This window comes from Streptomyces sp. NPDC004667 (genome assembly GCF_040609475.1).
Taxonomy (GTDB): domain Bacteria; phylum Actinomycetota; class Actinomycetes; order Streptomycetales; family Streptomycetaceae; genus Streptomyces.
In genome coordinates, this window is the sequence record NZ_JBEXKC010000015.1 from 103,444 (window position 1) to 129,777 (window position 26,334).

The following is a 26,334-nucleotide window of genomic DNA, read 5'->3' on the forward strand; positions in this document are numbered from 1 at the left end:
CCTAGGCGCTCTCGGCGGCCAGTTCGCGCACGGCGTCGGCGAACGCGTCCCCGCGCTTGTTGTAGTTCGCGAACATGTCCATCGAGGCACACGCGGGAGCGAGCAGGACCGTGTCGCCGGGCTTCGCGAGCCGGGCCGCCTCCCGGACCGCTGCGAGCATCGCCCCAGTGTCGGTCCGTTCGAGGTCGACGACCGGGACCTCGGGGGCGTGTCGCGCCAGTGCCTCGGCGATCAGCGCCCGGTCGGCGCCGATCAGCACCACCGCGCGCAGCCGGTCGGCGGACTTCTGGACGAGTTCGTCGAAGGTGGCGCCCTTGGCCAGGCCGCCGGCGATCCAGACGACCGGTTCGAAGGCCGCGAGGGAGGCCTCCGCGGCGTGCGTGTTGGTGGCCTTGGAGTCGTCGATGTACGTGACCGAGCCGACCTCGTCCACGTACGAGACGCGGTGGGCGTCGGGGCGGAAGTCGCGCAGGCCGTCGCGGACCGCTCGCGGTTCCACGCCGAAGGCGCGGGCGAGGGCCGCCGCCGCGAGGGCGTTGGCGATGTTGTGCGGGGCCGGCGGGTTGACGTCCTTGACCTCGGCGAGCTCCTGGGCGTTCTTCTGCCGGTTCTCGACGAAGGCGCGGTCCACGAGGATCCCGTCGACCACGCCGAGCATGGAGGGGCCGGGGGCGCCGAGGGTGAAGCCGATGGCCCGGCAGCCCTCCTCGACGTCCGCCTCGACGACCAGGGCCTCGGTGGCGGGGTCGGCGACGTTGTAGACGCAGGCGACCGTGTTGCCCTCGTAGATGCGGCCCTTGTCGGCGGCGTAGGCGTCCATGGAGCCGTGCCAGTCCAGGTGGTCCGGGGCCAGGTTCAGGACGGCGGCCGAGTGGGCGCGCACCGAGGGCGCCCAGTGCAGCTGGTAGCTGGAGAGCTCGACGGCGAGGACGTCGTAGGTCTCCTCGCCGGTCACCACGTCGATGATCGGGGTGCCGATGTTGCCGACGGCCGCGGTCTTCAGACCGGCCGCGCGCAGGATCGACGCGAGCATCTGGGTGGTGGTGGTCTTGCCGTTGGTGCCGGTGATGGCGAGCCAGGGCGCGGCGTTCTCGCCGCGCAGCAGCCAGGCGATCTCGACGTCGCCGACGACGTCCACCCCGGCTTCGGCCGCGGCCGCGAACAGGGGGCTGTCGGGCTTCCAGCCCGGCGAGGTGACCACGAGGCCCGTGCCCTCGGGGAGGGTCTCCGCGTCGCCCAGGCGTACGGAGATCCCCGCCGCCTCCAGCTCCGCGGCACGGGAGCGGTGGCCCTCGCTGTCTCCGCCGTCGACGACCGTCACGACGGCGCCGAGGCCGGCCAGGGCGCGGGCGGCACTGATGCCGCTCACGCCGAGGCCGGCGACGGTGATGTTCCTGTCCTGCCAGGAGGTCACTTGTCTGCTGCCCATCCCGCGTAGAAGAGACCGAGACCGACGATCACGCACATGCCCTGGATGATCCAGAAGCGGACCACGACGAGGACTTCGGACCAGCCCTTGAGTTCGAAGTGGTGCTGGAGCGGCGCCATGCGGAAGACGCGCTTTCCGGTCAGCTTGAAGGAGCCGACCTGGATGACGACCGACATCGTGATGAGCACGAAGAGGCCGCCGAGCAGTGCCATCAGGAACTCCGTGCGGGAGCAGATGGCGAGGCCCGCGAGCGCGCCGCCGAGGGCGAGCGAGCCGGTGTCACCCATGAAGATCTTGGCGGGCGAGGTGTTCCACCACAGGAAGCCGAAGCAGGCTCCCATCAGGGCGGAGGCGACGACCGCGAGGTCCAGCGGGTCGCGCACCTCGAAACAGGCGTTCGGGTTGGTCAGGGTCTGCGCGTTGACGCAGGACTCCTGGAACTGCCAGACGCCGATGAACGTGTAGGCGCCGAAGACCATCACGGCGGCGCCGGTGGCGAGGCCGTCCAGACCGTCGGTCAGGTTCACGCCGTTGGACATGGCCAGGATCATGAACAGGGCCCAGACCACGAACAGCACGGGGCCGATCGACCAGCCGAAGTCCGTGACGAACGAAAGCTTCGTGGAGGCCGGGGTGAGTCCGCGCGAGTCCGAGAACTGCAGCGCGAGGACCGCGAAGGCGATGCCGACGATCAGCTGGCCGGCCATCTTGGCCTTGGCCCGCAGACCGAGCGAGCGGCGCTTGACGATCTTGATGTAGTCGTCGAGGTAGCCGACCAGGCCCATGCCCGCCATCAGGAAGAGCACGAGCAGGCCCGACATGCTCGGGGATTCGCCCGTGATCGCCTTCGTCGCGGCGTACGCGATGAGCGTCGCCAGGATGAAGGAGATACCGCCCATGGTGGGCGTGCCCTTCTTGCCGGCGTGGCCGCGGGGGCCGTCGTCGCGGATGAACTGGCCGTAGCCCTTGCGGGCCAGCAGCTTGATCAGGAGGGGGGTGCCGATGACGGTGAGGAACATACCGATGACACCCGCGAACAGGATCTGCCTCATCGGCCGGCGACCTCGCCCTCGCTGTCGAGCAGCGCCTGCGCGACCCGCTCCAGGCCGATCGACCTGGAAGCCTTCACCAGCACGACGTCCCCCGGGCGCAGTTCACTGCGCAACAGGTCCACCGCCGCCTGCGCGTCGGACACGAGCACCGACTCCTCACCCCACGAACCCTCGTTATATGCGCCCAGTTGCAGCCAGGACGCTTCCCTGCCCCCGACTGCCACGAGCTTGCTCACGTTGAGCCGGACGGCGAGCCGTCCCACCGCGTCGTGCTCGGCCAGCGCAGCGTCGCCGAGCTCGGCCATGGGGCCGAGCACCGCCCACGTACGTCCCCCCCTCGCCCTGGCGGAGTCGCCCATCGCGGCAAGTGCGCGCAGGGCGGCCCGCATGGACTCGGGATTCGCGTTGTAGGCGTCGTTGACGATCGTCACGCCGTCCGCGCGCTCGGTGACCTCCATCCGCCACCGTGACAGCGTGCCCGCCGCGGAGAGCGCTGTGGCGATCTCTTCGACGGACATGCCCAGGACATGGGCGACGGCGGCCGCGGCGAGCGCGTTCGACACGTGGTGCTCACCGTACAGCCGCAAGGTCACATCGCTGCACCCGGTCGGGGTGTGGAGTGTGAAGGAGGGCTGTCCGGCGGGTGTCATCCGCACCTCGGTGGCCCGTACGTCGGCGTCCTCGGCCTCCCCGAACAGGACGGTACGGGCCTTGGTGCGGGCGGACATGGCCCGCACCAGCAGGTCGTCGGCGTTCAGGACGGCGACCCCGCCGTCGGCTTCGGCCGGCAGGGCCTCGACCAGCTCTCCCTTGGCCTGGGCGATGGCCTCGCGGCCGCCGAACTCGCCGATGTGGGCGGTCCCGACGTTCAGGACGAGGCCGATGCGCGGCGGGGTCAGGCCGGTCAGGTAGGCGATGTGGCCGATGCCGCGGGCGCCCATCTCCAGGACCAGGTGCCGGGTTTCGGCGGTGGCCTTCAGGGCCGTGAGCGGCAGGCCGATCTCGTTGTTGAGGGAACCGGGCGTCCACACCGTGGGCGCGTGGTGCTGGAGCACCTGGGCGATGAGGTCCTTGGTGGACGTCTTGCCGGCCGAGCCGGTCAGCGCCACCACGTCGGTGCCGAGGCGTTCGACGACGGTGCGGGCGAGGACCCCGAGGGCCTTCTCCACGTCGGGGACCACGATCGCCGGTACGCCCACGGGGCGGGTGGCGAGGACGGCCGCGGCGCCCGCCGCGACCGCGCGCTCGGCGTAGTCGTGGCCGTCGACGTGCTCGCCCTCGAAGGCGGCGAAGAGGCTCCCGGGCTCCACCTGGCGGGAGTCGATGACGACGGGGCCGCCGATCCGCACCGAGGGATCCGGTATGTCGTGGGGCCGCCCGCCGGTGATGTCGGCGATCTCGGCGAGGGAAAGGTCGATCACTGGTTCACCTCGGCCTGTCGGGCGCTGCGCTGCTGGGTCTCGATGGCCGCGCGGAGCACGGCGCGGTCGTCGAAGGGGCGTACGACGCCCGCGGTGTCCTGGCCCTGCTCGTGGCCCTTGCCGGCGACGAGGACGGTGTCCCCGGCCCCGGCGCGCGCGACGGCGGCGGCGATGGCCGCGGCCCGGTCGGCGTCGACGAGGACGGTGGCGCGCTCGGCGGGCGGCACCGACACGGCGCCCTCGAACATCGCGGCGAGGATCGCGAGCGGGTCCTCGGAGCGCGGGTTGTCGGAGGTCAGGACGGCGACGTCGGCGTACCGGGCCGCCGCGGCGCCCATCGGGGCGCGCTTGGTGGTGTCGCGGTCACCGCCGCAGCCGAGGACGATGTGCAGCTTGCCGGTGGTGACCTCGCGCAGGGCGCGCAGCACCGACTCGACGGCGTCCGTCTTGTGGGCGTAGTCGACGACGGCCAGGTACGGCTGTCCCGCGTCGACCCGCTCCAGGCGGCCCGGGACGCCGGGGACCGCGGCGACGCCGTCGGCGGCGGTCTGGGGGTCCAGCCCGGCGGCGGCGAGCGTGACGATCGCCGCGACGGTGTTCGCGACGTTGAACGGGCCGGCCAGCGGGGCGGTGGCCCGTACGCGCTGTCCCTCGGGCCCGACCAGGGTCAGGGTGGAGTCCATGGGGCCGCTGACCACGTCCTCGGCGCGCCAGTCGGCGGCCGGGTCGCCGGCGGCGGAGAAGGTCACGACCGGGATCGGCGCCTCCTTCGCGAGGCGGCGGCCGTACTCGTCGTCGACGTTGACCACGCCGAGGCGGGCGCGGCGCTCGGTGAAGAGCTGCGCCTTGGCCTGGAAGTAGTCCTCCATGTCGGAGTGGAACTCCATGTGTTCCGGGCTCAGGTTGTTGAAGACGGCGACGTCGAAGACGCATCCGTCGACCCGGCCCAGCACCAGGGCGTGGCTGGAGACCTCCATGGCCACGGCCTCGACGCCGCGTTCGCGCATGACGGCGAACAGGGCCTGGAGGTCGGTGGCCTCGGGGGTGGTGCGCTCGGACTTGATGCGCTCGTCGCCGATGCGCATCTCGACGGTGCCGACCAGTCCCGTGGTCTTGCCCGCCGCGCGCAGGCCGCCCTCGACGAGGTACGCGGTGGTGGTCTTGCCGGAGGTGCCGGTGATGCCGAGCTGGAGCAGGGCTTCGCCCGGGCGGCCGTAGATCTCGGCGGCGAGCTCGCCCATCCGGCCGCGCGGGTCGGCGACGGTGAGCACCGGCAGGCCGGTCGCGGCGGCGCGGTCGGCGCCCGCCGGATCGGTCAGCACGGCGGCCGCGCCGAGGGCGGCGGCCTGCGTGGCGAAGTCCGCGCCGTGGAGCCGGGCGCCGGGCAGGGCGGCGTACAGATCGCCGGGGCGCACGGCACGGGAGTCGTGCGTGATGCCGGTGATCGGTGTGGCGCCTGAATCGGGCAGACCCAGCAGGGTGGCCAGCTCGCCCAGAGGGGTCGGGCGGGCGGACACGGGCCGGGGCGCTCCCGGCGGCGCTGCCGGGGCGTCTTCCTGGGCGGTTCTGGGCTGATCAGCGTGGGGCACGGCGGTGAGCGTACCGGGCGCGGCGGGCCGCTCGCGAAGCGAGGGCCCGCCCTGGGCGCCGTCGGCCGATTGGTTCCCGGGTTTCGGGGTGATGGTTGTCACTGATGGTGCCTCACGCGTTTCTGGCCGGGCGGCCGGTTCGCCGCCCGGACTGCGGGCCGGTCTACGGGCTGGGCTGCGGGCTGGTCTGCGGGCCGGTCGGGGTGTTGTTCGGGGTGGCGGGCGGCGGGCCGCCGTCGAAGGTCACCGGGAGTCCTGCGGGGGCTGTTCCGGTGGGTGCGACCTGGAGGGTCTTGAGCGCGAACTCCATCACCGTCTTGTAGATGGGGCCGCAGATCTGGCCGCCGAAGTAACTGCCCTTGGTGGGGTTCTGGATGGCGCAGTAGACGGTGATCCGCGGGTTGTCGGCCGGGGCGAAGCCGGCGAAGGAGGCGGTGTAGCCCTTGTAGCGGCCGGTGGCCGGATCCACCCGGTTGGAGGTGCCGGTCTTGCCGCCGACCCGGTAGCCGGGGATGCGGGCCTTGGTTCCGGTGCCCTCCTGGTCGTCGACCACGGATTCGAGCATCTCCGCGAGGGTCTTGGCGGTCCCCTGGCTGACCACGCGCGTCTGTTCGGGTGCCGGGGCCGGGGTGAACCGGCCGTCGGGGCCCTTGGTGCCGCGCACCAGGGTCGGGGTGATCCGGACCCCGCCGTTGGCGATGGTGGAGTAGACGGAGGCCGCCTGCATGGCGTTGAGCGACAGGCCCTGGCCGAAGGGGATCGTGTACTGCTGCGAGGTGGACCAGGCCTCCGGCTTGGCGAGGATGCCGCGGGATTCGCCGGGGTAGTTGAGGCCGCTGGGGCGCCCGATGCCGAACTTGTCCAGGTAGGAGTAGAGGACCCTGTTGGCCTCGGGCTGGGTGGCGCCGAGCTGGCCGGTGGCCAGGATGGTGCCGATGTTCGAGGACTTGGCGAGGACCCCGTTGAGGGTCAGGTACCAGGTCGGGTGGTCGACGTCGTCCTTGAAGAGCCGGTCGCCCCGGTGCAGCCGGTTGGGGACCTCGACGTGGGTGTCGGGGGTGGCCTTCTTCTCCTCCAGGACGGCGGCCATCGAGATCACCTTGGCCGTCGATCCGGGCTCGTACACGTCCTGGAGGGCGGCGTTGCCCATGGCGGCGGAACGGGCCCGGGTCAGGTCGTTGGGGTCGAAGCCGGGGGCGTTGGCCATGGCCAGGACCTCGCCGGTGCGGGTGTCCTGGACGACCACGTAGCCGCGGTCGGCGCCGGACTTCTCGACCTGCTCGGCGATCGCGGACTGCGCGGCCCACTGGATGTCGCGGTCGATGGTCAGCTCGATGTCGTCGCCGGGTACGGCGGGCTTCTCGCTGGATCCCGCGGTGGGGACGCGGCGGCCGCCGGACTGCGCGTACGTGAGCCGGCCGTCCTTGCCGGACAGCTTCTTGTCGAGGGAGGACTCCAGGCCGCCGCCGCCCTTGCCCTCGGCGTTGACGTAACCCAGTATCCCGGCGGCGAGGTCGCCGTTCGGGTACACGCGCTTGCTGCTGACCTCGTTGAAGACGCCCGCGATGACGTTGGCGCCGGGGCCGTTGCCGCGCTTGTCGGCGGCGGCCTTGTCGGCGAAGAGCTTCTTGAGGTCCTTGATCTGGTTCCAGACCTGGGGGGTCTGGCGGCGGGCCAGGATCACGTAGCGGGTGTTCTTGGTCTTCAGGCGTGCGGTGAGCTCCTTGGCGTCCTTGCCGAGGATCGGCGCGAGGAGCGCGGCGGCCTGCTCGGGGGCGTCGGGGGCCTTGCTCTCCTGCGGCGTGAACATCTTGGGGTCGGCGGTGATGTCGTACGCGTCGACGCTGGTGGCCAGGGCCACGCCCTTGCGGTCGGTGATCTCCCCGCGCTCCGCGGCCAGGGTGTAGCTGGCGAAGCGGTTCTCGGTGGCCTTGGCGGAGTAGGCGGACGCGTCGACGGCCTGCACCTGGAGGAGCCGCACGACGAAGGCCAGCATGACCAGGGTCAGCCCCACGCCGACCAGGCGCAGCCGCGGCTTGGGGCTGCCGAGGCGGATGGTGTGCGGGGTGCGCTGCGCGGTGGGGCGGCGGGTCGCGGGGCGGGAGGCCGGGCGGGCCGTGGCCCGCGCCCGCTCGCCGGGCCGTGGCCGCGGCGGCCCGGTCACCCTGCGGCGCGGAGGCTCCTTGGGGCTCACCGGAGCCCCCTCGGCCATCCCGGCGGACGGTGGAAGGGCGGGGCGGGGAATTGCCCCGCAGGGGTCCGCGTCACGACGTCACCTTCCAGGGGTCTGGCTCGGCTGTGGCTGGGGGGCTTGCGGGGACGCGGGCTGACCCGTGGCGGGCGCGGGCGCCCCCGGCGACGCGCCGGACGCGGCCGGCGCCGGGCTCGGGGAGGCCGCCGGGGGCGAGGGCGCGGGCGGTGCCTCCGCGGGGGTGGGGGCACCGGCGACCTTGCCGTCGGAGCCGATGAAGACGGGGCTGCCGCCCGGCACCAGCCCCAGCTCGTGCGCCCGGCGCTGGAGCGCGTCCGGGGCGGAGTAGCCGTCGACGTCCCGCTGGAGCGCCTGCTGCTCGTCCGTCAGGGCGGTGGTCTCCTTCTTCAGCCTCGTCAGCTGGAAGGAGCCCTGGTTGAGCGCGGAGTTCAGCAGCAGCAGGCTGATCAGCCCGCCGCCGAGGAGCGCCACCACCAGCAGGACGAACGGCATCCGGGCCGCCTGCCCCGCCGTGGCGGCGGCGGGCCGCACCCGGACGAGGCGGGCCGCCCTGCCGGCCTTGCCGCCCGGGGAGCGGCCCGCCGGGGTCACAGCCGCGCCTCGCGGATGCGCTCGACGCCGCGGAACCGCGCTGGGGCGGCCCGCCGGTTCTCGGCGATCTCCTCCTCGGTGGGCAGTTCCGCCCCGCGCGTCAGGAGCTTCAGCTTCGGCTGGTACTTCTCCGGTACGACCGGCAGTCCGGGCGGGGCCGTGGAGGTGGCGCCCGCCGCGAAGACCTGCTTGACCAGCCGGTCCTCCAGCGAGTGGTACGAGAGCACCGCGATCCGCCCGCCGACCGCGATCCGGTCGACCGCCGCCGGAATGGCGCGCTCCAGCCCGGAGAGCTCTCCGTTGACCTCGATGCGCAGGGCCTGGAAGGTCCGCTTGGCGGGGTTGCCGCCCGTGCGCTTGGCGGCCTGCGGCAGCGCGTCCCGGATCAGCTCCACCAGCCGCGCGCTGTTGCTGAAGGGCTCCTTCTCCCGCTCCCGCACGATCGCCGACACGATCCGCTTCGCCTGCTTCTCCTCGCCGTACTGGCGCAGGATGCGCACCAGCTCGCCGGGGGCGTAGGTGTTGAGGACCTCGGCCGCGCTGATGCCGGTCGTCTGGTCCATGCGCATGTCGAGCGGAGCGTCCTGCGCGTACGCGAACCCGCGGTCGGCCTCGTCGAGCTGCATGGAGGAGACGCCCAGGTCGAAGAGGATGCCCTGGACGGCCGGGATCCCCAGGTCGTCGAGCACCTCGGCGAGGTCGGCGTAGATCGCGTGGACGAGGGTGGCCCGGTCGCCGAAGGGCGCGAGGCGCTCGCCGGAGAGCCGCAGGGCCTCCTTGTCGCGGTCGAGGCCGATCAGGTGGGCCTCGGGGAACCGGGTCAGCAGGGCCTCGCTGTGGCCGCCGAGGCCGAGGGTGCAGTCGACGACTACGGCCCCCGGCCTCTCCAGCGCCGGGGCCAACAGGTCCAGGCACCGCTGGAGCATCACCGGGACATGTCGGGACTCGCTAGTCAAAGCGCCCTCTCAGATAACGGCGCGGCAGGCGTACGCCGCGCCGCGCACGCGGAGTTTTACCAGGGGGCCGGGCGGCCGGGTGAGGGCCGGGCTCCGGCCGGTTCGCGTCACTTTAGTGCAACGGTCGCCGCGGTCAACGAACCGCCCCGCGCCCGGTGCGCCCCGCCCACAGGGAACACGCAAAAGCCCCGAATCACCCGAATGGCGGCCCCCGCCTCACCCCTGTGGGTTAGCTCACAACAAGGCTCGTTGACCTTCTTTGTCCACCCTCACTCAATGCCACACGGCCCTGTGACCACTAACGTCGTAACCATGACGACTTCCGCATCCCTGCCCACCAGCCCCGCCGCCGCGGCATCCGGCGGCGACTCCGTCACCGACCGGCTCGTCTCGGCGAACCGCCGGTACGCCGCGGAGTTCACCGACCCCGGCATGGACGCCCGTCCGGTCCTGCACGTGGCGGTCGTGGCCTGCATGGACGCCCGCCTCGACCTCCACAAGGCCCTCGGCCTGGAGCTGGGCGACTGCCACACCATCCGCAACGCCGGCGGCGTCGTCACCGACGACACCATCCGCTCGCTCACCATCAGCCAGCGCGCCCTGGGCACCCGGACGGTGATACTCATCCACCACACCGGCTGCGGCCTCGAAAGCCTGACCGAGGACTTCCGGCACGAGCTGGAGGACGAGGTCGGCCAGCGCCCCGCGTGGGCCGTCGAGGCCTTCCGCGACGTGGACCAGGACGTCCGCCAGTCCATGCAGCGCGTGCGCACCAACCCCTTCCTGCCCCACAAGGACGATGTGCGAGGCTTCGTCTTCGACGTGCACACGGGGCTCCTGCGGGAGATCGATCCGGCCTCGTGAGTGACACCGGGCCGTGACGGCGTCAAGAATGCGGGGGGACGCCCCCCGGAATCCCTCCGGAACGGCGTCCGTGTTTCGGGGTGGGCCGGTTCATGCGCCAAGGGCGTCGGCCCTGGGAAAGGGCCGAGGAGAACCAGGTGACCACGTACGACGACCGAGCGAGCCTCGCTGACCTGACCAGCACGGCCGAGCGGATCCGCGAGTCGGTCGAGGGCGTGATCGAGGGGAAGCCCGAGGTCGTCCGGCTCGCCCTGACCGTGCTCCTCGCCGAGGGCCACCTGCTGATCGAGGACGTTCCCGGCGTCGGCAAGACCATGCTGGCCAAGACGCTCGCCAAGTCCATCGACTGCTCGGTCCAGCGCATCCAGTTCACCCCGGACCTGCTGCCCTCCGACATCACCGGCGTCAGCATCTACGACCAGCAGCGCCGCGAGTTCGAGTTCAAGCCGGGCGCGATCTTCGCGCAGATCGTCATCGGCGACGAGATCAACCGCGCCTCCCCCAAGACCCAGTCGGCGCTGCTGGAGTCGATGGAGGAGCGCCAGGTCACCATCGACGGCACCACCTACGCCCTGCCCAGCCCCTTCATGGTGGTCGCCACCCAGAACCCGGTCGAGATGGAGGGCACCTACCCCCTCCCCGAGGCCCAGCGCGACCGGTTCATGGCCCGCGTCTCCGTCGGCTACCCCAGCCCCGAGGCCGAGCTCCAGATGCTCGACGTCCACGGCGGGGTCTCCCCCCTCGACGACCTCACCTCGGTCGCGCACGCCCACGACGTCGTCAAGCTCATCGAGGCCGTCCGCGAGGTGTACGTCGCCCCGCCCGTCCGCCGCTACGTCGTCGACCTGGTCTCGGCCACCCGCAGCCACCCGGACCTGCGCCTGGGCGCCTCGCCCCGCGCCACCCTGCACCTGCTGCGCGCCGTGAAGGCCGCCGCCGCCCTGGCCGGCCGGGACTACGTACTGCCCGACGACGTCCAGCAGCTGGCCGCGCCCGTCCTCGCGCACCGGCTGCTGCCCACCGCGCAGGCACAGCTCAACCGGCGCACCTCCGAGCAGGTCGTCCAGGACATCCTCCAGCGCACCCCCGTCCCCGCCGCGCACGCCCGCGGCGAGATGCCGCCCGGCGCGGGCATCCGGGGCTTCTGATGGGCGCCGGTGCCCCGCGCGGCGCCGGCGGGCAGGTGAGGGACCCCGGCGGGCTGCGCGCCTCGCTGGCCGGTCTGACCACCCGGGGCCGCTCGTTCCTGGCCGCCGGAGCCGCCGCCGCCGGGTGCGCGTACGTACTGGGCCAGGGCCAGCTGCTCCGCGTCGGCCTGCTGCTCGTCGCCCTGCCCCTGATCTGCGTCCTGACCCTGCACCGCACCCGCCACCGGGTCACCGGCGACCGGCGGCTGACCCCGCCGCGGGTGCCCGCCGGCGGCGAGGCCCGCGTCCGGCTCCGACTGGAGAACGTCTCCCGGGTCCCCACCGGGCTGCTGATGCTCCAGGACCGGGTGCCCTACGTACTGGGACCCCGGCCCCGCTTCGTCCTGGACCGGGTGGAGGCGGGCGGCAAGCGCGAGGTCTCCTACCGGGTCCGCTCCGACCTGCGCGGCCGCTACCCTCTGGGCCCGCTCCAGCTCCGGCTGACCGACCCCTTCGGACTGGTCGAGCTCACCCGGTCCTTCAGCACCTACGACACCCTCACCGTCGTCCCCCGCACCGAGCCCCTGCCCCCGGTCCGGATGACCGGCGAGGCCAACGGCTACGGCGACGGCACCCGCCGCTCGCTCGCGCTGTCCGGCGACGACGACGTGATCCCCCGTACCTACCGGCGCGGCGACGACCTGCGCCGGGTCCACTGGCGCTCCACCGCCCGCTACGGCGAGCTGATGGTGCGCCGCGAGGAGACCCCGCAGCGCAGCAAGGCCACCGTCCTGCTCGACACCCGGGGCGGCGCCTACGAGGGCGCGGGCCCCGACTCCGCCTTCGAATGGGCGGTCTCCGCCGCCGCCTCCACCGTGCTGCACGTCCTGGAGCAGGGCTTCTCGGTGCGGCTGCTGACCGACACCGGCGACTCGGTGCCCGGTGAGGGCGCCGGCGGCTTCTCCTCGGGCGGGCAGGAGTCCGCCGAGGCGGCCGGGCTGATGATGGACACCCTCGCGGTCGTCGGCCACTCCCAGGGCTCCGGACTCGGCCGCGCCTGCGAAGCCGTGCGCGGGTCGGGCGGCGGGCTCGGCTCGGGCGGGGACGGCCTGCTCGTCGCGTTCTTCGGCGATCTGGACGACGTACAGACGGAAATGGCGGCCCGGATGCGGCAGCGCAGCGCGGGAGCGGTGGCGTTCGTACTGGACTCCGCGACCTGGGCCGCAGCGCCCTCGCGGGTGGAAGAGCGGCTGCGCAGGCTGCGCGACGCCGGCTGGACGGCACTGGCCGTCCCGCCCGGCGCGGCCTTCGCCGATCTGTGGCGGCAGGCGGGCAACGCCCCCGTCGGCACGGGAACGACCCCCGGAGGCCTCGTATGAGCGGGCGGGCACGCGTGACGCTCTTCGCCGCGCTGGCGACGCTGCTGACCTCCTGGTCACTGGCCCCGCTGGTGGAGACCTCCGGCTGGCTGCTCCAGGCGGCCGCGCTGCTGGCCGTGCAGTCGGCGGTGGGGGCGGGGGGCCGGCGGATCCCGCTGGCCCGGCCGCTGACCGTGGGCGCGCAGCTGCTGGTGTCCCTGCTGCTGCTCGCCCTCCTCTTCGCGGACAAGGTCGAGTCCACCGGGAGCGGGCCGCTGGCCTTCCTGGTCACCGACTTCGGCGGACTGTTCCAGCAGGGCGTGCGGGACGTCGGCGAGTTCGCGATACCGGCCCCCCTGACGGACGGCATCCGGCTGCTGCTGCTCTGCGGCGTGCTGCTGATCGGCCTGCTCGTCGACGCCCTGGCGGTCACGCTGCGCTCGGCCGCCGCGGCCGGGCTCCCGCTGCTGGCGCTGTACTCGGTGGCGGCCGGGCTGTCGGCGGAGCGGGGCGGTTCCTGGTTCGCCTTCCTGCTGGCCGGCGCGGGCTACCTGATGCTGCTGCTGTCCGAGGGCCGCGACCGGCTCGCCCAGTGGGGCCGGGTCTTCGGCGCGGCCCCGAGCGCGCGGGTGTCCGCCGCCTCGGGCTACGGCGGCGGCTCCGGCGGCGGGCGGGCCCTGGCGCCCGTGCGCACCGGCCGCCGGATCGGCGTGGCCGCGCTGGGGCTGGCGCTGGCGGTGCCGGCCGCGCTGCCCGCGCTCGGCGGCGGGGTGCTCGGCCGCCCCGGTGAGGACTCCGCCACGGCGGGCGGCGGGGGCACGATCTCCGCGGTGAACCCCCTGGTGTCGCTCCAGTCCAGCCTGAACGCGCAGGACAACCGGGTGGTGCTCAAGTACCGCACGGACAGCCCGCAGCTGGGCGAGCAGTACCTGCGGATCCTGGCGCTGGACGAGTTCAACGGGGTCAAGTGGGAGGCCTCCGGGCGCCCCCTGACCGACGTGCCGGAGCGGCTGCCGAACCCCGCGGGGCTGAGCGAACGGGTCCGCGAGGGCGCCGCCGAGATCCGCACCACCGTCTCGGCGGCGGAGACGTACGCCCAGCGCTACCTGCCGATGCCGTACCCGGCGACACAGGTGGACATCGCCGGGAAGTGGCGGTACGAACCGGTCGGCCGGACCCTGGTCGGCGACCAGCTGGGCAAGGACCGCTTCCAGAACGTGCAGGGCGCGCAGTACACGGTACGGAGCCTGCTGCTGCGGCCGACGGCGGCGCAGCTGCAGTCCGCCCCGGGCCCGAACCCCTTCGTGCAGGCCGAGTACACCAAGGTGCCGGACAACCTGCCGCCGGTGGTGGCGGAGACGGCCCGGCGGGTGACGCAGGGCGCGCCGGACGACTACACCCGGGCCGTGCGGCTCCAGGACTTCTTCGCGGTGAACGGCGGCTTCCGCTACGACACGAAGGTGTCCTCGGGGACGGGTTCGCAGGCCATCGCCCGCTTCCTCCAGGACAAGGAGGGCTTCTGCGTCCACTTCGCCTTCTCGATGGCGGCGATGTCGCGCACGCTGGGCATCCCGGCGCGCGTGGCGGTCGGCTTCACCCCGGGCGAGAAGCAGTCCGACGGCAGTGTGAACGTCTCGATGCGGGACGCGCACGCCTGGCCCGAGCTGTACTTCGAGGGCGTGGGGTGGACCCGGTTCGAGCCGACGCCCCGTTCGGGGATCTCGGTGCCGGACTACAGCCGCGCCGCCGCCCCGCTCCCGCAGCCGTCCGCGCCGTCCGCGCTGCCCTCGCAGTCCGCGGCGGCGCCCTCGGCGGCCCCCTCGCAGAACGACGCCTGCCCGCCGGAGCTGAAGAAGCTCGGCGAGTGCGGGGCCGCAGCGCCGAAGCGGTCCACCGCTCCCGGTTCCGGCGGCCTGCCGGTGGGTGCGGTCATCGGCTGGGGCGCGGCCGTGCTGGTCCTGCTGGGGCTGCCCCTGCTGCCGCTGCTGTGGCGCCGCCGGGTCCGCCGTCGGCGGCTGGCGGGCGGGGACGTGCTCACCGCGTGGCGGGAGCTCGGTGACGCCGCCTGGGACGTGGGCATCCCGCCCGACGAGGCGCTCTCCCCGCGCCGGGCCGCGGCCCGCGTGGTGGTCCTGGGCCGGCTGGACGGGGACGCCGCGCAGGCGGTGCACCGGGTCGCGGACGCGGTGGAGCGGGCGCTGTACGCCCCGCCCGGCGCGGAGACCTCCGCTCCGGGGCTGTCCGAGGACGTCCTCCTGGCCCGGAGCGCGCTGCTGGCGTCCGCGACCCGGCCGGGCCGGCTCCGGGCGCTGCTGCTCCCCCGGTCGGCGGCCCGCGTCTCCTGGGCCCTCTCGGCCCGGCTGGCCGCGTTCTCGGCCCGTGCCTCGGCCCTCTCAGCCCGCTTCCGCCTTCCCCTGCGCGGCCGCGGCTGAAGCCGGGCGCGGCGTGCGCGGTCTCCGCGGCGGCGCTCGGTTTCCGCGGCGGCGCGCGAGGACGGCAAAACGCCGGTGCGGTCGGGCTCGTTCCTCCAGAGCCCGACCGCACCGGCGTTCCCGTCACCGGGTCCCCCCACACTCCCGGCCAGGGCCCCGGTCCGCTCCGCGGCCCCGTGTCCGCGGTGCGGGCCGTGCGCCCCGTCCGATGCCCCCAGTCTGCTGTCCGCGCAGGTGGGAGCCATCCGTACGCGTACTCATCTGTGCACCTAGGTACGGATACTCAGTTCTACGCCGCCCCGGTCCCCCGAGGGCACCGCCGACCGGGGGTCAGCGGCTCCCGCTCACCCGGCCCCGCAGCAGCAGCGACAGCGCCGAGTGGACGTCGTCCAGCGACCGCTCGCTCTGGAAGGCCTGCCAGTCCAGCGCGGCCACCAGCACCATGCCGACCAGCGCGGCGGCCGTCAGCGGCACGTCGATCTCGGTGCTGAGCTCCCCCCGCTCGACGCCCTCGCGCAGCACCGTCTCCACCACGGCCACGGCCTCCTGGCGGACCACCATCAAGGTGGACTGCCAGGCCCGGTTGGTGCGCCACAGCTCGGCGACGTAGAGCTGGGTGAAGGCCGGGTAGCGGTCGATGAAGACCAGTCCCGCCCGGATCATGGCGTCGAGGGCCTCGATCCGGCTGCCGCCGCGCGCCTCGGTCTCCTGGGCCGCGGTGCGCAGCGAGGCGGTCAGCAGACCGACCCCGTGGCGCAGCAGCTCCTCGAAGAGCTCGGTCTTGCTGGCGAAGTTGTAGTAGACGGTGCCCTTGGCCACGCCGGCCCGCTCGGCGATCTCGTCGACCGTGGTCGCGGAGAAACCCTGTTCGGCGATGAGCGTGACGGCGGCTTCGTAGAGCTTCTGCCGGGTGGCCTGGCGGCGTGCGCCGCCGGTGCCCGTACCGGTGCTGCTGCTTTCCATGGCGCTGATTCTCACAGGTCAACAGCCCCCTACAGGCTCAGTTCCGGGTGCAGCCGGTCCATCGTCCACACCTGCTTGCCGCGGGCGGCGAGCGCGGTGAGCGCCAGGGCGCCCACGGTGAAGGCCACCAGGACCCCGCAGCCCTGCCACACCGGGGCGAGGTCGCCGCCGGTGATGAGGCGGCGCAGGCTCTCGACGATGTACGACATCGGCAGGTACGGGTGGATGGCGTTGAAGAAGCCCGGACTGGTCTGGACGGGGTAGGTGCCGCCGGCCGAGGTCAGCTGGAGCATCAGGACGGCCAGCACCAGGATCCGGCCGGCCGCGCCGAACTTGGCGTTGAGCCACTGGACGATCGCCGCGAAGCAGCCGGTGACCAGGAACAGGAAGCCGATGGTGAGGGCCGGGCGGGCCATCTCCAGGCCGAGGCCCCAGTGGAGCACCGACATCAGCGCGCCCACCTGCGCGGCGCCGAGGCCCGCCACGGGGAGCCAGCCCGCGAGGGCGATCCGCCAGGGCGAGGCGCCGGCGGCCAGGGCCCGCTTGTTGAGCGGGGCGATCAGCATGTAGGCGACCATCGCGCCGACCCAGAGGGAGAGCGGGATGAAGTACGGGGCGAAGCCGGTGCCGTAGTTGGGTGCCTTGTGCAGCGACTGGTTGGCGAGCTTCACCGGGTCGGCCATGACCTGGGTGCGGGCGTCGCGCTGCTGCTGGTCGTAGTCGGGGATCTTGCCGGCGCCGTCGTGCAGGCCGCCGGCGAGATCGCCGGTGCCGTCGACCAGCTTGAACATGCCGCCGTTCAGGCTGTGCGCACCGTCGCCGAGCTTGCCGACGCCCTCGCCGAGGGCTCCGGAGCCGCCGGCGGCCGTGCCGATGCCGGTGTGCAGCTGGGCCATGCCGTCGGCGGCCTTGTGGGCGCCGGTGTTGAGGGCGTTGACCTTGGCGACGGCCCCTTCGAGGTCCGAGGAGAGGCCGGGGGCCTTGGCGACGAGCTCGCGGGCCTTGGCCTCCAGGTCGCTCAGCTGGTCGCGGAGCTTGGCGATGTCGCCGTTGCTGTTGCCGACGAGGGTGTTGACGTCCGCGGAGAGCAGGGCGGCCTGGGCGGCGTCGTCCCTGATCTTCTTCTGCCGCTCGCAGAAGCCCGCGGGCAGCTGGGCGTTGGGGACGGCGCAGTACTGGGTGTAGGTGCTGTCGGTGAGGGAGGCGAGCTGCTTGGCGACCGAGGCGGCGGCCGGGGCCTTCTCGGCGAACTTGTCGAGGTGCTTGTTCGTCACCTGGGCGGTGTCGGCGACCAGCTTGGCGGTGTCCGCGAGGTTCTTGGGGTCCTTGACGAACGGACGGGCCTTCTCGGCGGCTCCGTTGACCTTGTCGGCGAGGGTCTGGGTACCGGCGGCGAGGTCCTTCGTGCCGCTCTCCAGCTGGCCGGCGGCGGAGTTGAGCTTCTTCAGTCCGGCCGTGAGCTCGCCGTTCTTCTCCTTGGCCGTGTCGAGGCCGTCGGCGAGTTCCTTCGCGCCCTGCTGGGCCTTGCCCGCGCCGTCCTTGAGCTTGTCGGCGCCGTCGGCGGCCTCGGCGGTCTTGTCGTGCAGGTCGGAGAACGAGACGAAGATCTTGTCGAGGAAGCCGCGGGAGGCGTTCGTGGAGGCGGCCGAGCGGACCTCGGAGAAGACGGTGCGGGAGATCGAGCCGACGATGTAGTTGTTGGCGTCGTTCGTGCGGACCTGGAGGGCGCTGGTGGTGGGGTCGGCGCCGCCGCTGGAGGCGATCTTCGCGCTGAAGTCGGCGGGCATGGTGAGGGAGAGGTAGTACTTCCCGTTCTCCAGGCCCTTGGCCGCCTCGGCCTGGCTGACCTCGTGCCAGTCGAACGTCTTGCTGTCGTGCAGCTTCTTGGTGATCTCACCGCCGGCGTCGAGGCGCTTGCCGTCCACGGTGGTGCCCCGGTCCGCGTTGACGAGGGCGACGGGAACCTTGTCGAGACGGCTGTACGGGTCCCAGAACGACCAGAGGTACAGGGCGCCGTAGAGCAGCGGCAGGAGGAGCAGCGCGACGAGAGCGGCCCGGGGCAGCTTCCCCCTCCCGAACCGCTTCAGCTCAAGCGCGGCCAGTTTCGGCGAGCGCATCGTCCGCCCCCTTCGGGTCTTCGTCGTCGGTGGTCTTGGTGGTGGGCTCCGTGCCGGCGGCGGTCTTCTCGGCAGTGGCCGCCTTCTTGCCGGCGGCGGTCTTCTCGGCGGTGGAGGCGTCCGGGGCCCCGCCGTCCTCGCCGGTGCCGGGCTCGCCGCGGGTCGTGCCCTTCGCCGTACGGTCCGTCGTGCCGTCGGTCGTGCCGGCCGTCGTGCCGTCCGTGTCGTTGTCCGGGGCCGGACCGGCGGCGGCGTCCGCGTCCGCGGGGGACGCGGGGCCGCCGGACAGGCCCCAGGTGATCTTCGGACCGGCCTCGCGGGCGACGGCCGGGCGGGCGGGGGCGGCGGGGGCGGCGGCCGTGGCGGGCGCCCCGGGCGCGACCGTACGGAGCACCGTGACGCCCTCCGGTGCCTCGCTGCACACCGCGAGGACGGTGGTCCCCCGGTCGGCGATGGAGCGCAGCAGGGCCCAGGCCTCGGCCCGTTCGGCGTCCGAGAGCTTGAGGTCGAGGTCGTCCAGGGCCAGCAGCCGGGGGTTGCCGAGCAGGGCGACGGCCAGCGAGAGCCGTACGCTCTCCAGCCGCTCCAGGTCGCGCACGGAGGTCCGCGACCCCTTGGGCAGGGTGGCCGGGTCCAGTCCGACGGCGGCCAGGGCGGCGGCGATGCGGGCCTCGGTGGAGGCGCGGCGCTCGCCGCGCGGGCGCAGCAGGGCCCGCAGGGGGCCGTCGTAGCGGCGCTGGAGCAGGGCTCCCTCGCGCAGTTGCTCGGCGACGGTGAGGGCCTGGTCGAGGTCGTTGACCCCGGGGACCGGGCCGAGGGCGGAGATCCGGCGGACCGAGGCCATCTTCTTCGGCAGCCGGTGGCGGCCGATCTCGGCGTGGCCCTCGGTGGGCTTCATCCGCCCGGTGAGGGCGAGGAGCAGGCAGGTCCGGCCGCTGCCGGAGGGGCCTTCGAGCGCGATCAGCGAACCGGGCGCCGCGTGGAGGTCCACGCCCCGGAAGACCCAGCCGCGCGGGCCCTTGAGTCCGAAGCCCTCGGCCTTGACGGCCGCGCCGTGCGGGCTGTCCACGCCGTCCCCCTTCTGTCGAATCCGTCGAAGTTTTTGAACTGACCGGTCAGTTCAAAAACTATCAGGTCCAGGACCAACGGCCGCACCCGAGGGGGGCCTCGGGGCGGACCGGAGGAGAAGGTGCAGGTCAGCGCGATTGTCAGTGGGGGCCGTCACGATGGATCCACGGCCGCGCACGCCGGCACGGCCGCCCGCACCACCGCCGAGCACCACGCAACGACAGGAGGTTCGTCATGGCCACACCGTCCCCGTCCCCTGTCCACCCCGTCCCGCGCAGGGCCGCCGCACCACCGGCCGCCCTGGACCTGCTCGCCAAGGCCCACAGCGGCCTGGCCGAGGCGGCCCTGCTGCCCCGGCCCAACGAGCGGTACGCCACCGCCCACCTGGCCGCGCTGCGCGCCGCCGCGGCCGTACTGGCCGCGCGCGGGCGGCCGGAGCCGGCCGGACCGAGGCGGCGGCCCAGGATCCGCAGCGCGTGGGAGGTGCTCCCGGAGATAGCGCCGGAACTGACCGAGTGGAGCGCCCTGTTCGCCTCCGGCGCGGCCCGCCGGGCCCGGGCCGAGGCGGGGATACCGGATGCGGCCAGCCCCCGGGACGCGGACGACCTCGTACGGGAGGCCGGGATGTTCCTGCGGCTGGTGGAGCGGATGCTCGCGCTCCAGCCCCCGGCGCAGCCCCTCCCGCAGCCCCGGCCGGAGCGTCCCCACGCGGGATGACCTGCCCGGTCGGCCGAGGCAATAGGGTGGGGCACGCAGCGCTCACCCACCCTTACGCGCCGAGGAGCCATCAGCCGTGTCGGACACTTCCCGCCCCCGCGCCTCCCTCCGCACCGCCGTGGTGTGGGAGGTCCTCAAGGAGGCCCTCGACCGCCGCGCGAAGGCGACCGGGCGGGACGTCCTGGACGTGCTGGACACCGGTGGCGGCACCGGGATGTTCGCGGTGCCGCTGGCCCGCCTCGGCCACCGGGTGACCGTGGTCGACCCCAGCCCGAACGCCCTGTTCGGGCTGGAGCGCCGGGTCGCCGAGGCCGGCGTGGCCGACCTGGTGCGCGGGGTCCAGGGCGACGCCCAGGGCCTCCTGGACGTGGTCGAGCGGGACGCGTACGACGTGGTGGTCTGCCACGGGGTGCTGGAGTACGTGGACGACCCGGCCGAGGGCGTGGCCAACACCGTCGCCGCCCTGCGCCCCGGCGGCATCCTCAGCCTGCTCGGCGCCGGGCTCGGCGGGGCCGTCCTCGCCCGCGCCCTGGCCGGCCACTTCACCGAGGCCCGCACCGCCCTGACCGACCCGGCCGGACGCTGGGGCTCCGGCGACCCGGTCCCGCGCCGCTTCACCGCCGACCAGCTCAGCGAGCTCGTCAGCGGGGCCGGCCTGGAGGTCGGCTCGGTCCACGGAGTGCGGATCTTCGCCGACCTGGTGCCCGGCGTCCTGGTCGACACCGAGCCCGGAGCGGTGGAGGCGCTGCTGCGACTGGAGGAGGCCGCCGCCGAGCTGCCGGCCTTCCACGCGGTCGCCACCCAGCTGCACGTCCTGGGAGAGAAGCCCGCCTGATCTGCGGCCATGCGCGAACGGGCTCGGCCGCACACCCTCCGAACCGACGCCGCGCCCCGTATGATCGGAGACACCGTTCGGCATGGCGGAGAACTCATTGGGGAATAAGCGCCTCAGTGACCGCGCTGGCGACGGTACGTTTGACGCATCGCTTCACCGCCACCGCGTTTTCGTTGGCTCAGCGGTTTGCAGAATGTGGCGTAGAGGGCGGGTATCACGGGGGCGATTCCCCGCCTATCCTGAAGGGGACCCCTGGTCGCTACCCCCCGCGACCGACGGATGAGGAGGACTCCCGTGCCGCTCTCGGAGCACGAGCAGCGAATGCTCGAGCAGATGGAGCGAGCGCTGTACGCCGAAGACCCCAAGTTCGCGACAGCGCTTGAGGGTAGTGGACTGCGCACGTACACCCGGCGACGGGTATACCAGGCAGTCGCAGGCATTGTGGTGGGTATCGCGCTCCTCATGACCGGTGTGATCTGGCAGGAAGTGCTCTGGATCAGCGTGGTGGGATTCCTCGTCATGCTGGCCTGTACGGTCCTCGTGGTCACCGGTTGGCGCAAGGCACCCAAGCCCGGCGAGCAGCCCGTCTCCGGCAGTACCGGCGGATCGGCCCGAGGCCAGAACCGCCAGCGTCGGTCGATGATGCACCGCATCGAGGAACGGTGGCAGCGCCGCCGTGACGAACAGGGGCAGTAGCCCCACAAGGACACCATCGGTGAGGGGACGGCCGCCCCGCTGCGGCGGTCCCCTCACCCATTTCGCCCACAGGGCCCGTCCTGGGGCATGATGCCCGTGTGAGTGTGCTCCCCCTGGTCTTCACCAGCGGCTGGGCCAGCGGGATCAACGCCTATGCCGTGGTCCTCCTGCTCGGCGTCTTCGGCGCGACCGGCATGACCGACGAGGTCCCGGCCGCGCTCCAGCGCACCGACGTCCTGATCGTCGCGGGCGTGCTCTTCCTCTGCGAGGTGGTGGCCGACAAGATCCCGTACGTGGACTCCCTCTGGGACACCGTCCACACCGTGATCCGGCCGCTCTCGGGTGCCGTGGTCGGCGCCCTGCTGGCCGGGCAGAGCGGCTCCCTCACCGACATCGCGGCCGGCGCGATCGGCGGCTCCACCGCTCTGGCCAGCCATTTCGTCAAGGCCGGGACCCGGATGGCGGTCAACACCTCGCCGGAGCCCTTCAGTAACATCGCGGTCAGCATCGCCGAGGACCTCGGGGTGGCCGGCCTCGTCACCTTCGCCGTTTTCAACCCGTGGGCCGCCGCGGTCGTCACCGCCGTCCTGCTGGCCCTCGGCCTGGCCCTGGTGGTCTACCTGTGGAGCCGCATCCGCCGCTTCCGCCGCCGCCGTGCCGGGCGCCGGGAGGAGAAACGCCTGGCGGCCGAGGCCCGCGCGGCCACCGGCACCCCGCTCCCCTGACACCGGGGGCACCACCGGTCCGATGCCCTGACCTCGCTCGATAGGCTCAGCCGCATGGCGAGAATTGCGGTGATCGGCGCCGGCATGGGCGCGATGGCGACGGCGGCCCGGCTGGCCGTGGCGGGGCACCAGGTGACGGTGTACGAGCGGGGGGACTCCTACGGCGGATCGGTCGGCCGGTACGAGCAGGACGGCTTCTCCTTCGACACCGGCCCCGGGCTGCTGCACCTGCCCGCCGTCTACCGCGACCTGTTCGTGAAGACCGGCAAGCGGCCCCTGGAGGACCTCGTCGACATGGTCCAGCTGGACCCGGCCGTCCGCCACGTCCTGGGCGACACCACCGTCACCCTGCCGGGCGCCTCGCGCGGCGGGGTCGCGGCCGTCCTCGACGGGGCCTTCGGGAAGGGCGCGGGCGAGCGCTGGAACGCCGTCCTGGGGCGCGCCCGCGACACCTGGGACGCCACCCGTCGCCCCCTGCTGGAGGAGCCCCTGCGCCCCGACTGGCAGGTCCTGGGCCGCGACCCCTATCCGGCGCTCCGCGGCAGCGGCCTGCTGCGCCGCCGCTCGCCCTCGCTGGCGGAGGTGGCCTCGCGCGAGCTGGGCGGCCACCTCGGGGAGCTGCTGGCCGGCCGGGTGCGGGCGTACGGGCTGGACCCGGACGCCGCTCCCGCCTCGGCGGCCGCGCTGCCGTACATGGAGCAGACCTTCGGCAGCTGGTACGTCCGGGGCGGCATGCGCGAGCTGGCCACCGCCGTGTACGAGCGCTGCCTGGAGCGGAAGGTCACCTTCGCCTTCGGCACCCCGGTGCGGGAGGTCCTGGCGCGGGGCGGCCGGGCGGCCGGGGTGCTGCTGGGCGACGGCACCGAGGCGACCGCCGACTCCGTCGTCTGCGGGATCGACCCGCGGCGGCTGCCGGCCAAGTCCGTGTCCTGGCCGCACGGCGGCGCTCCGGCCCGCGGCGACGGGGTGCCCGCGCGGCTGACCCTGCTGCTGGCCCTGCGCGGCGCCCGCCCGGCCGACGCCGTCCACCGCACCCTGGTGCACTCCCCCGGGCTGGACGTGACCGTGCTGCGCCCGGACGACCCGGCCACCCGGCCCGACGCCGACCACGAGGCGGTCACCGTGACCGCCGTGTGCGGCCCCGCGGGCGGGGCGCCGGTCCCGGACCCCGAGGAGCTGCTGGACCTCGCCGCGCGGGCCGTGCCGGGGCTGCGCTCGCGGATGCTGTGGATGCGGGTGCGCACCCCGAAGGACGTGGAGGCGGCCACCGGCGCGCTCGGCGGCTCGGTGCCCCCGCCCGCCCTCGCCGGAGCCGGCGGGCGGCTGCTGTACCCGGCGAACACGACGGCCCTGCCGGGGCTGTACCTGGCGGGCGGCTGGGCCCACCCCGGCGGCGGACTGGCACACGCCGGGATGACCGGGGCCCTGGTGGCCGGGCTGATCGTGGAGGGGGCGGAGTTCCGGGGCTCGCAGTGAGCCCCGGCGCCCCGCGTCAGTAGCGGTACTGCCCCTGGTCGCCGTTGCCGTGGGCGTTGCCGTTGTTCTGGTACGGGTAGCCCTGCGGGTCCTGCTCCGGATAGGGCTGCTGCTGGTGGTCCGTGGCGCGCTGCTGCGGCACCCAGACCCCGCCGGGCGGGGTGTCCGTGGAGTACTGCTGCCCGGGGTCGGAGTACGCCGGGTAGGCGGTGTAGGCCGTGTAGTCGGGGTAGTTGTCGGGAGCCGGCGGGGTGACCGCGCCGCCGGTGCCGATGTAGGGGTCCGAGTAGGCGGCGTAGACCTGCTGTTCGCCCGCGGGGTAGCCGGTGTAGTCGTAGCCGCCCTGGCCCTGTCCGGCGTCGTAGGAGGCCGCGTACGGCTGGGCGTCCTGTTCGGCGCCGGTGAAGGGCGAGGCGAACGCGGCGGTGGCGTCCGGCCGGTCCGGGGCGAAACTCTGTATCCCGTACGAGCCCGTCTCCTCGGGCACCGGCTGCGGGGTGAACACCTCGTCGCCGGAGCCGGGGCTCGCGTCCGCGGGCGTGCCGTCCGGGCCCGGGGAGCCGTACTCCAGGTCGCTGACCTTGAGCTCCGGTTTCGCCGGGCGCGGCGCACCGCCGGACCGGCGCCGGCCGCGCTCCTGCCGTACGGGCTCACCGCCGCGGCGCAGCGCCCAGCCGGCCACGAAGCCCTTGCGGAAGGACAGCGTCACCAGGGTCTGGCCGACGGCGAAGGCGGTCGCGCCCGCGGCGATCACGAGGACGGAGGGCAGCACCACCCCGGCCACCACGCCCAGGAATCCGGCGAACGCGAGCAGGCGCCAGCGGAGCCGGGCCTTGTACTGCATCAGGACCTCGGCTAGCAGCCACAGCGCGACGATGCCGAACGCGATGTAGAGGACCGTCATTCCCATGCAAGGCCCCTCTCGGTACGGCCGTCGGCGCGGGAACGGGGACGGCCGCTCAGGCCCGCTGGTGCAGGCCCAGGTTCTCGTAGATTTCGAGGGTCGCCGTGGAATTGTTCAGCGTGATGAAGTGCAGCCCCGGGACACCCTCGGACAGCAGCCGCGCGCAGAACTCCGTGGCGAACTCGATGCCAATGGAGCGTACAGCGGCCGGATCGTCCTTGACGGCGAGCATGCGCTCTTTCACATCCGCGGGGAAGACCGCGGTGCTCAGTTGCGGCAGCCGGTCGAGCTGCTTGATGCCCACAACAGGCATGACCTCGGGGATGATCGGGGTCTCGCAGCCCGCCTTGGCGACGCTGTCGCGCAGCCGCAGATAATTCTCGGGATCGAAGAACATCTGGGTGATGGCGTAGTCGGCGCCCGCATGGCACTTGTCCACGAAGTGCCGGATGTCCGTGTCCCAGTCCTCCGAACGGGGGTGCATCTCGGGGAAGGCCGCCACGCCCACGCAGAAGTCGCCGGACTCCTTGAGCAGGCGCACCAGGTCGGCGGCGTAGTCCACGCCCTCGGGGTGCTTGACCCAGGGGCCCATGGGGTCGCCCGGCGGATCGCCGCGCAGGGCGAGCATGTTGCGGATGCCGGCGTCCGCGAACTGGCCGATGACGTGGCGCAGCTCGGCGACGGAGTGGTCGACGGCGGTCAGGTGCGCCACGGGGGTCAGGGTGGTGTCGGCGGCGATCTGCTCGGTGGCGCGGACGGTGCCGCCCCGGGTGGAGCCGCCGGCTCCGTAGGTGACCGAAACGAAGCTCGGGGAGACCGCCTCGATGCGGCGGAGGGCGTTCCAGAGGTTGCGCTCGCCCTTCTCGGTCTTCGGGGCCCAGAACTCGAAGGAGTACGAGCGCCCGGACGCGAGGAGGTCGCGGACCGTGTGCGCACGGTCCGACCAGGTGGAAGCGGTACCAGTGGCCATACGGGCAGGTTAGACGCGCGTTCGCGGACTCCGAAGCGCTGTCCATCCATTGGACACGTTTTTGGACACTAACCCAGCCGGGCGCGGATCCGCTTGGAGAGTTCGTGGGCGGCGGCGTGGGGATCGGCCGCCTCGGTGATGGCGCGGACGACCACGACGCGGGTGGCTCCGGCGTCCAGCACCTCGTCCAGGTTGGCGGCGTCGATGCCGCCGATGGCGAACCAGGGGCGGTCCTGGCCGAGGGAGGCCGCGTACCGGACCAGGTCGAGGCCGGGGGCGTGGCGGCCGGGCTTGGTGGGGGTGGGCCAGCAGGGGCCGGTGCAGAAGTAGTCGACGCCGGGCTCGGCGACGGCGGCGTCGACCTCGGACTCGGCGTGGCAGGAGCGGCCGATCAGGACGCGGTCGCCGAGGATGGCGCGGGCGGCGGGGACGGGGATGTCCCCCTGGCCGAGGTGCAGGACGTCGGAACCGATGGCGTGGGCGACGTCGGCGCGGTCGTTGACGGCGAGGAGCCTGCCGTGGCGGCGGGCGGCCTCGGCGAAGACCCGGAGGTGTTCGAGCTCCTCGCCCGCCTCCATGCCCTTGTCGCGGAGCTGGACGATGTCGACGCCCCCGGACAGGGCCGCGTCGAGGAACTCGGGGAGGTCGCCCTGCCGCTTGCGGGCGTCCGTGCACAGGTAGAGCCGGGCGTCGGACAGCTGCTGCATGGGTGTGTACCCCCGTGTGGTGGCGGTGTGGGGGGCCGGCCGCGGGGCCCCCCCCCCGGGGGTAGGGCGGGAAGAGGGGCGGGCCCGGGGCGGCGGGGATAACCAACCGGGCGCCAATAGAGCGA

At 73.4% G+C, this 26,334-nt stretch carries 22 protein-coding genes; 9 read left to right on the top strand and 13 right to left on the bottom strand.

The features are described from left to right. Position 1 precedes the first annotated feature (1 nt). The 7 genes from murD to rsmH form a co-directional block, all read right to left on the bottom strand. Positions 2 to 1,429, bottom strand: coding sequence for a UDP-N-acetylmuramoyl-L-alanine--D-glutamate ligase (gene murD / locus ABZW32_RS11660; RefSeq protein WP_356214323.1), 1,428 nt, complete (start codon positions 1,427 to 1,429; stop codon positions 2 to 4). Continuing rightward, a complete protein-coding gene (mraY, locus tag ABZW32_RS11665) occupies positions 1,411 to 2,481 on the bottom strand; it encodes a phospho-N-acetylmuramoyl-pentapeptide-transferase (protein WP_030228019.1) in 1,071 nt (356 codons plus the stop codon). Before mraY ends, murD begins: the two co-directional genes overlap by 19 nt. Then, on the bottom strand, positions 2,478 to 3,902 hold the full coding sequence (murF, locus tag ABZW32_RS11670; RefSeq protein WP_356214325.1) for a UDP-N-acetylmuramoyl-tripeptide--D-alanyl-D-alanine ligase: 1,425 nt from the start codon (positions 3,900 to 3,902) through the stop codon (positions 2,478 to 2,480). The genes mraY and murF overlap by 4 nt, the downstream gene beginning before the upstream one ends. Then, the gene (locus tag ABZW32_RS11675; protein WP_356214327.1) at positions 3,899 to 5,593 is read right to left on the bottom strand and encodes a UDP-N-acetylmuramoyl-L-alanyl-D-glutamate--2,6-diaminopimelate ligase; all 1,695 of its coding nucleotides are present in this window, start codon (positions 5,591 to 5,593) and stop codon (positions 3,899 to 3,901) included. Before ABZW32_RS11675 ends, murF begins: the two co-directional genes overlap by 4 nt. 61 nt (positions 5,594 to 5,654) lie before the next feature. Next, a complete protein-coding gene (locus ABZW32_RS11680; RefSeq protein WP_356214329.1) occupies positions 5,655 to 7,685 on the bottom strand; it encodes a penicillin-binding protein 2 in 2,031 nt (676 codons plus the stop codon). A 78-nt stretch (positions 7,686 to 7,763) separates the two neighbouring features. Next, the gene (locus ABZW32_RS11685; protein ID WP_356214331.1) at positions 7,764 to 8,294 is read right to left on the bottom strand and encodes a hypothetical protein; all 531 of its coding nucleotides are present in this window, start codon (positions 8,292 to 8,294) and stop codon (positions 7,764 to 7,766) included. Then, positions 8,291 to 9,250: a 16S rRNA (cytosine(1402)-N(4))-methyltransferase RsmH gene (gene rsmH, locus ABZW32_RS11690; protein ID WP_356214333.1), complete on the bottom strand. Its 960-nt coding sequence runs from the start codon at positions 9,248 to 9,250 to the stop codon at positions 8,291 to 8,293. Before rsmH ends, ABZW32_RS11685 begins: the two co-directional genes overlap by 4 nt. A gap of 312 nt (positions 9,251 to 9,562) precedes the next feature. Between rsmH and ABZW32_RS11695 the strand changes: the two genes are divergently transcribed. The 4 genes from ABZW32_RS11695 (at position 9,563) to ABZW32_RS11710 (ending at position 15,031) form a co-directional block, all read left to right on the top strand. Next, positions 9,563 to 10,114, top strand: coding sequence for a carbonic anhydrase (locus tag ABZW32_RS11695; protein ID WP_356214335.1), 552 nt, complete (start codon positions 9,563 to 9,565; stop codon positions 10,112 to 10,114). A gap of 137 nt (positions 10,115 to 10,251) precedes the next feature. Continuing rightward, complete coding sequence (locus ABZW32_RS11700; RefSeq protein WP_356214337.1) at positions 10,252 to 11,262, top strand: MoxR family ATPase; 1,011 nt, start codon at positions 10,252 to 10,254, stop codon at positions 11,260 to 11,262. Next, a complete protein-coding gene (locus ABZW32_RS11705; protein WP_356214339.1) occupies positions 11,262 to 12,620 on the top strand; it encodes a DUF58 domain-containing protein in 1,359 nt (452 codons plus the stop codon). Before ABZW32_RS11700 ends, ABZW32_RS11705 begins: the two co-directional genes overlap by 1 nt. Next, positions 12,617 to 15,031 carry a DUF3488 and transglutaminase-like domain-containing protein gene (locus tag ABZW32_RS11710; RefSeq protein WP_356214340.1) on the top strand — a complete coding sequence of 805 codons (2,415 nt, stop codon included), beginning with the start codon at positions 12,617 to 12,619 and terminating at the stop codon, positions 15,029 to 15,031. Before ABZW32_RS11705 ends, ABZW32_RS11710 begins: the two co-directional genes overlap by 4 nt. A gap of 330 nt (positions 15,032 to 15,361) precedes the next feature. Here the strand turns inward: ABZW32_RS11710 and ABZW32_RS11715 are convergent, their stop codons facing one another. From ABZW32_RS11715 to ABZW32_RS11725, 3 genes are read right to left on the bottom strand one after another with little or no spacing between them, the layout of a single operon-like run. After that, positions 15,362 to 15,994, bottom strand: coding sequence for a TetR family transcriptional regulator (locus ABZW32_RS11715; protein WP_356214342.1), 633 nt, complete (start codon positions 15,992 to 15,994; stop codon positions 15,362 to 15,364). A gap of 29 nt (positions 15,995 to 16,023) precedes the next feature. Beyond that, complete coding sequence (locus tag ABZW32_RS11720; protein ID WP_356214344.1) at positions 16,024 to 18,111, bottom strand: YhgE/Pip domain-containing protein; 2,088 nt, start codon at positions 18,109 to 18,111, stop codon at positions 16,024 to 16,026. Further along, positions 18,083 to 19,180 carry an ATP-binding cassette domain-containing protein gene (locus ABZW32_RS11725; RefSeq protein ID WP_356214346.1) on the bottom strand — a complete coding sequence of 366 codons (1,098 nt, stop codon included), beginning with the start codon at positions 19,178 to 19,180 and terminating at the stop codon, positions 18,083 to 18,085. The genes ABZW32_RS11720 and ABZW32_RS11725 overlap by 29 nt, the downstream gene beginning before the upstream one ends. A 233-nt stretch (positions 19,181 to 19,413) precedes the next feature. On the opposite strand from ABZW32_RS11725, the gene ABZW32_RS11730 reads away from it, so the two are divergent. The 5 genes from ABZW32_RS11730 (at position 19,414) to ABZW32_RS11750 (ending at position 23,628) form a co-directional block, all read left to right on the top strand. After that, on the top strand, positions 19,414 to 19,896 hold the full coding sequence (locus tag ABZW32_RS11730) for an SAV_6107 family HEPN domain-containing protein (protein WP_356214348.1): 483 nt from the start codon (positions 19,414 to 19,416) through the stop codon (positions 19,894 to 19,896). A 76-nt stretch (positions 19,897 to 19,972) separates the two neighbouring features. Next, positions 19,973 to 20,731, top strand: a complete 759-nt coding sequence (locus ABZW32_RS11735) for a methyltransferase (protein WP_356214350.1) — start codon at positions 19,973 to 19,975, stop codon at positions 20,729 to 20,731. A 294-nt stretch (positions 20,732 to 21,025) separates the two neighbouring features. Next, the gene (locus ABZW32_RS11740; protein ID WP_030227982.1) at positions 21,026 to 21,427 is read left to right on the top strand and encodes a DUF3040 domain-containing protein; all 402 of its coding nucleotides are present in this window, start codon (positions 21,026 to 21,028) and stop codon (positions 21,425 to 21,427) included. A 98-nt stretch (positions 21,428 to 21,525) separates the two neighbouring features. Next, positions 21,526 to 22,152: a DUF4126 domain-containing protein gene (locus ABZW32_RS11745; RefSeq protein WP_356214352.1), complete on the top strand. Its 627-nt coding sequence runs from the start codon at positions 21,526 to 21,528 to the stop codon at positions 22,150 to 22,152. Between the two features lie 54 nt (positions 22,153 to 22,206). Further along, positions 22,207 to 23,628 (top strand): NAD(P)/FAD-dependent oxidoreductase, encoded by a 1,422-nt coding sequence (locus ABZW32_RS11750; protein ID WP_356214354.1) that lies wholly within the window; start codon positions 22,207 to 22,209, stop codon positions 23,626 to 23,628. Between the two features lie 16 nt (positions 23,629 to 23,644). Here the strand turns inward: ABZW32_RS11750 and ABZW32_RS11755 are convergent, their stop codons facing one another. The 3 genes from ABZW32_RS11755 to thiE all read right to left on the bottom strand — a co-directional run bounded on the left by ABZW32_RS11755 (position 23,645) and on the right by thiE (position 26,209). Then, positions 23,645 to 24,538 carry a hypothetical protein gene (locus ABZW32_RS11755; protein ID WP_356214356.1) on the bottom strand — a complete coding sequence of 298 codons (894 nt, stop codon included), beginning with the start codon at positions 24,536 to 24,538 and terminating at the stop codon, positions 23,645 to 23,647. A 49-nt stretch (positions 24,539 to 24,587) separates the two neighbouring features. Further along, positions 24,588 to 25,502, bottom strand: coding sequence for a methylenetetrahydrofolate reductase [NAD(P)H] (gene metF / locus ABZW32_RS11760; protein WP_356214357.1), 915 nt, complete (start codon positions 25,500 to 25,502; stop codon positions 24,588 to 24,590). A 68-nt stretch (positions 25,503 to 25,570) separates the two neighbouring features. Further along, positions 25,571 to 26,209, bottom strand: coding sequence for a thiamine phosphate synthase (thiE, locus tag ABZW32_RS11765; protein WP_356214359.1), 639 nt, complete (start codon positions 26,207 to 26,209; stop codon positions 25,571 to 25,573). Positions 26,210 to 26,334: the final 125 nt, after the last annotated feature.

Coding starts and splice junctions, on each gene's coding strand:
- murD (WP_356214323.1), bottom strand. CDS start 1,429: ATGGGCAGCAGACAAGTGACCTCCTGGCAGGACAGGAACATCACCGTC.
- mraY (WP_030228019.1), bottom strand. CDS start 2,481: ATGAGGCAGATCCTGTTCGCGGGTGTCATCGGTATGTTCCTCACCGTC.
- ABZW32_RS11695 (WP_356214335.1), top strand. CDS start 9,563: ATGACGACTTCCGCATCCCTGCCCACCAGCCCCGCCGCCGCGGCATCC.
- ABZW32_RS11705 (WP_356214339.1), top strand. CDS start 11,262: ATGGGCGCCGGTGCCCCGCGCGGCGCCGGCGGGCAGGTGAGGGACCCC.
- ABZW32_RS11710 (WP_356214340.1), top strand. CDS start 12,617: ATGAGCGGGCGGGCACGCGTGACGCTCTTCGCCGCGCTGGCGACGCTG.
- ABZW32_RS11715 (WP_356214342.1), bottom strand. CDS start 15,994: ATGGAAAGCAGCAGCACCGGTACGGGCACCGGCGGCGCACGCCGCCAG.
- ABZW32_RS11720 (WP_356214344.1), bottom strand. CDS start 18,111: ATGCGCTCGCCGAAACTGGCCGCGCTTGAGCTGAAGCGGTTCGGGAGG.
- ABZW32_RS11730 (WP_356214348.1), top strand. CDS start 19,414: ATGGCCACACCGTCCCCGTCCCCTGTCCACCCCGTCCCGCGCAGGGCC.
- ABZW32_RS11750 (WP_356214354.1), top strand. CDS start 22,207: ATGGCGAGAATTGCGGTGATCGGCGCCGGCATGGGCGCGATGGCGACG.
- ABZW32_RS11755 (WP_356214356.1), bottom strand. CDS start 24,538: ATGGGAATGACGGTCCTCTACATCGCGTTCGGCATCGTCGCGCTGTGG.
- metF (WP_356214357.1), bottom strand. CDS start 25,502: ATGGCCACTGGTACCGCTTCCACCTGGTCGGACCGTGCGCACACGGTC.
- thiE (WP_356214359.1), bottom strand. CDS start 26,209: ATGCAGCAGCTGTCCGACGCCCGGCTCTACCTGTGCACGGACGCCCGC.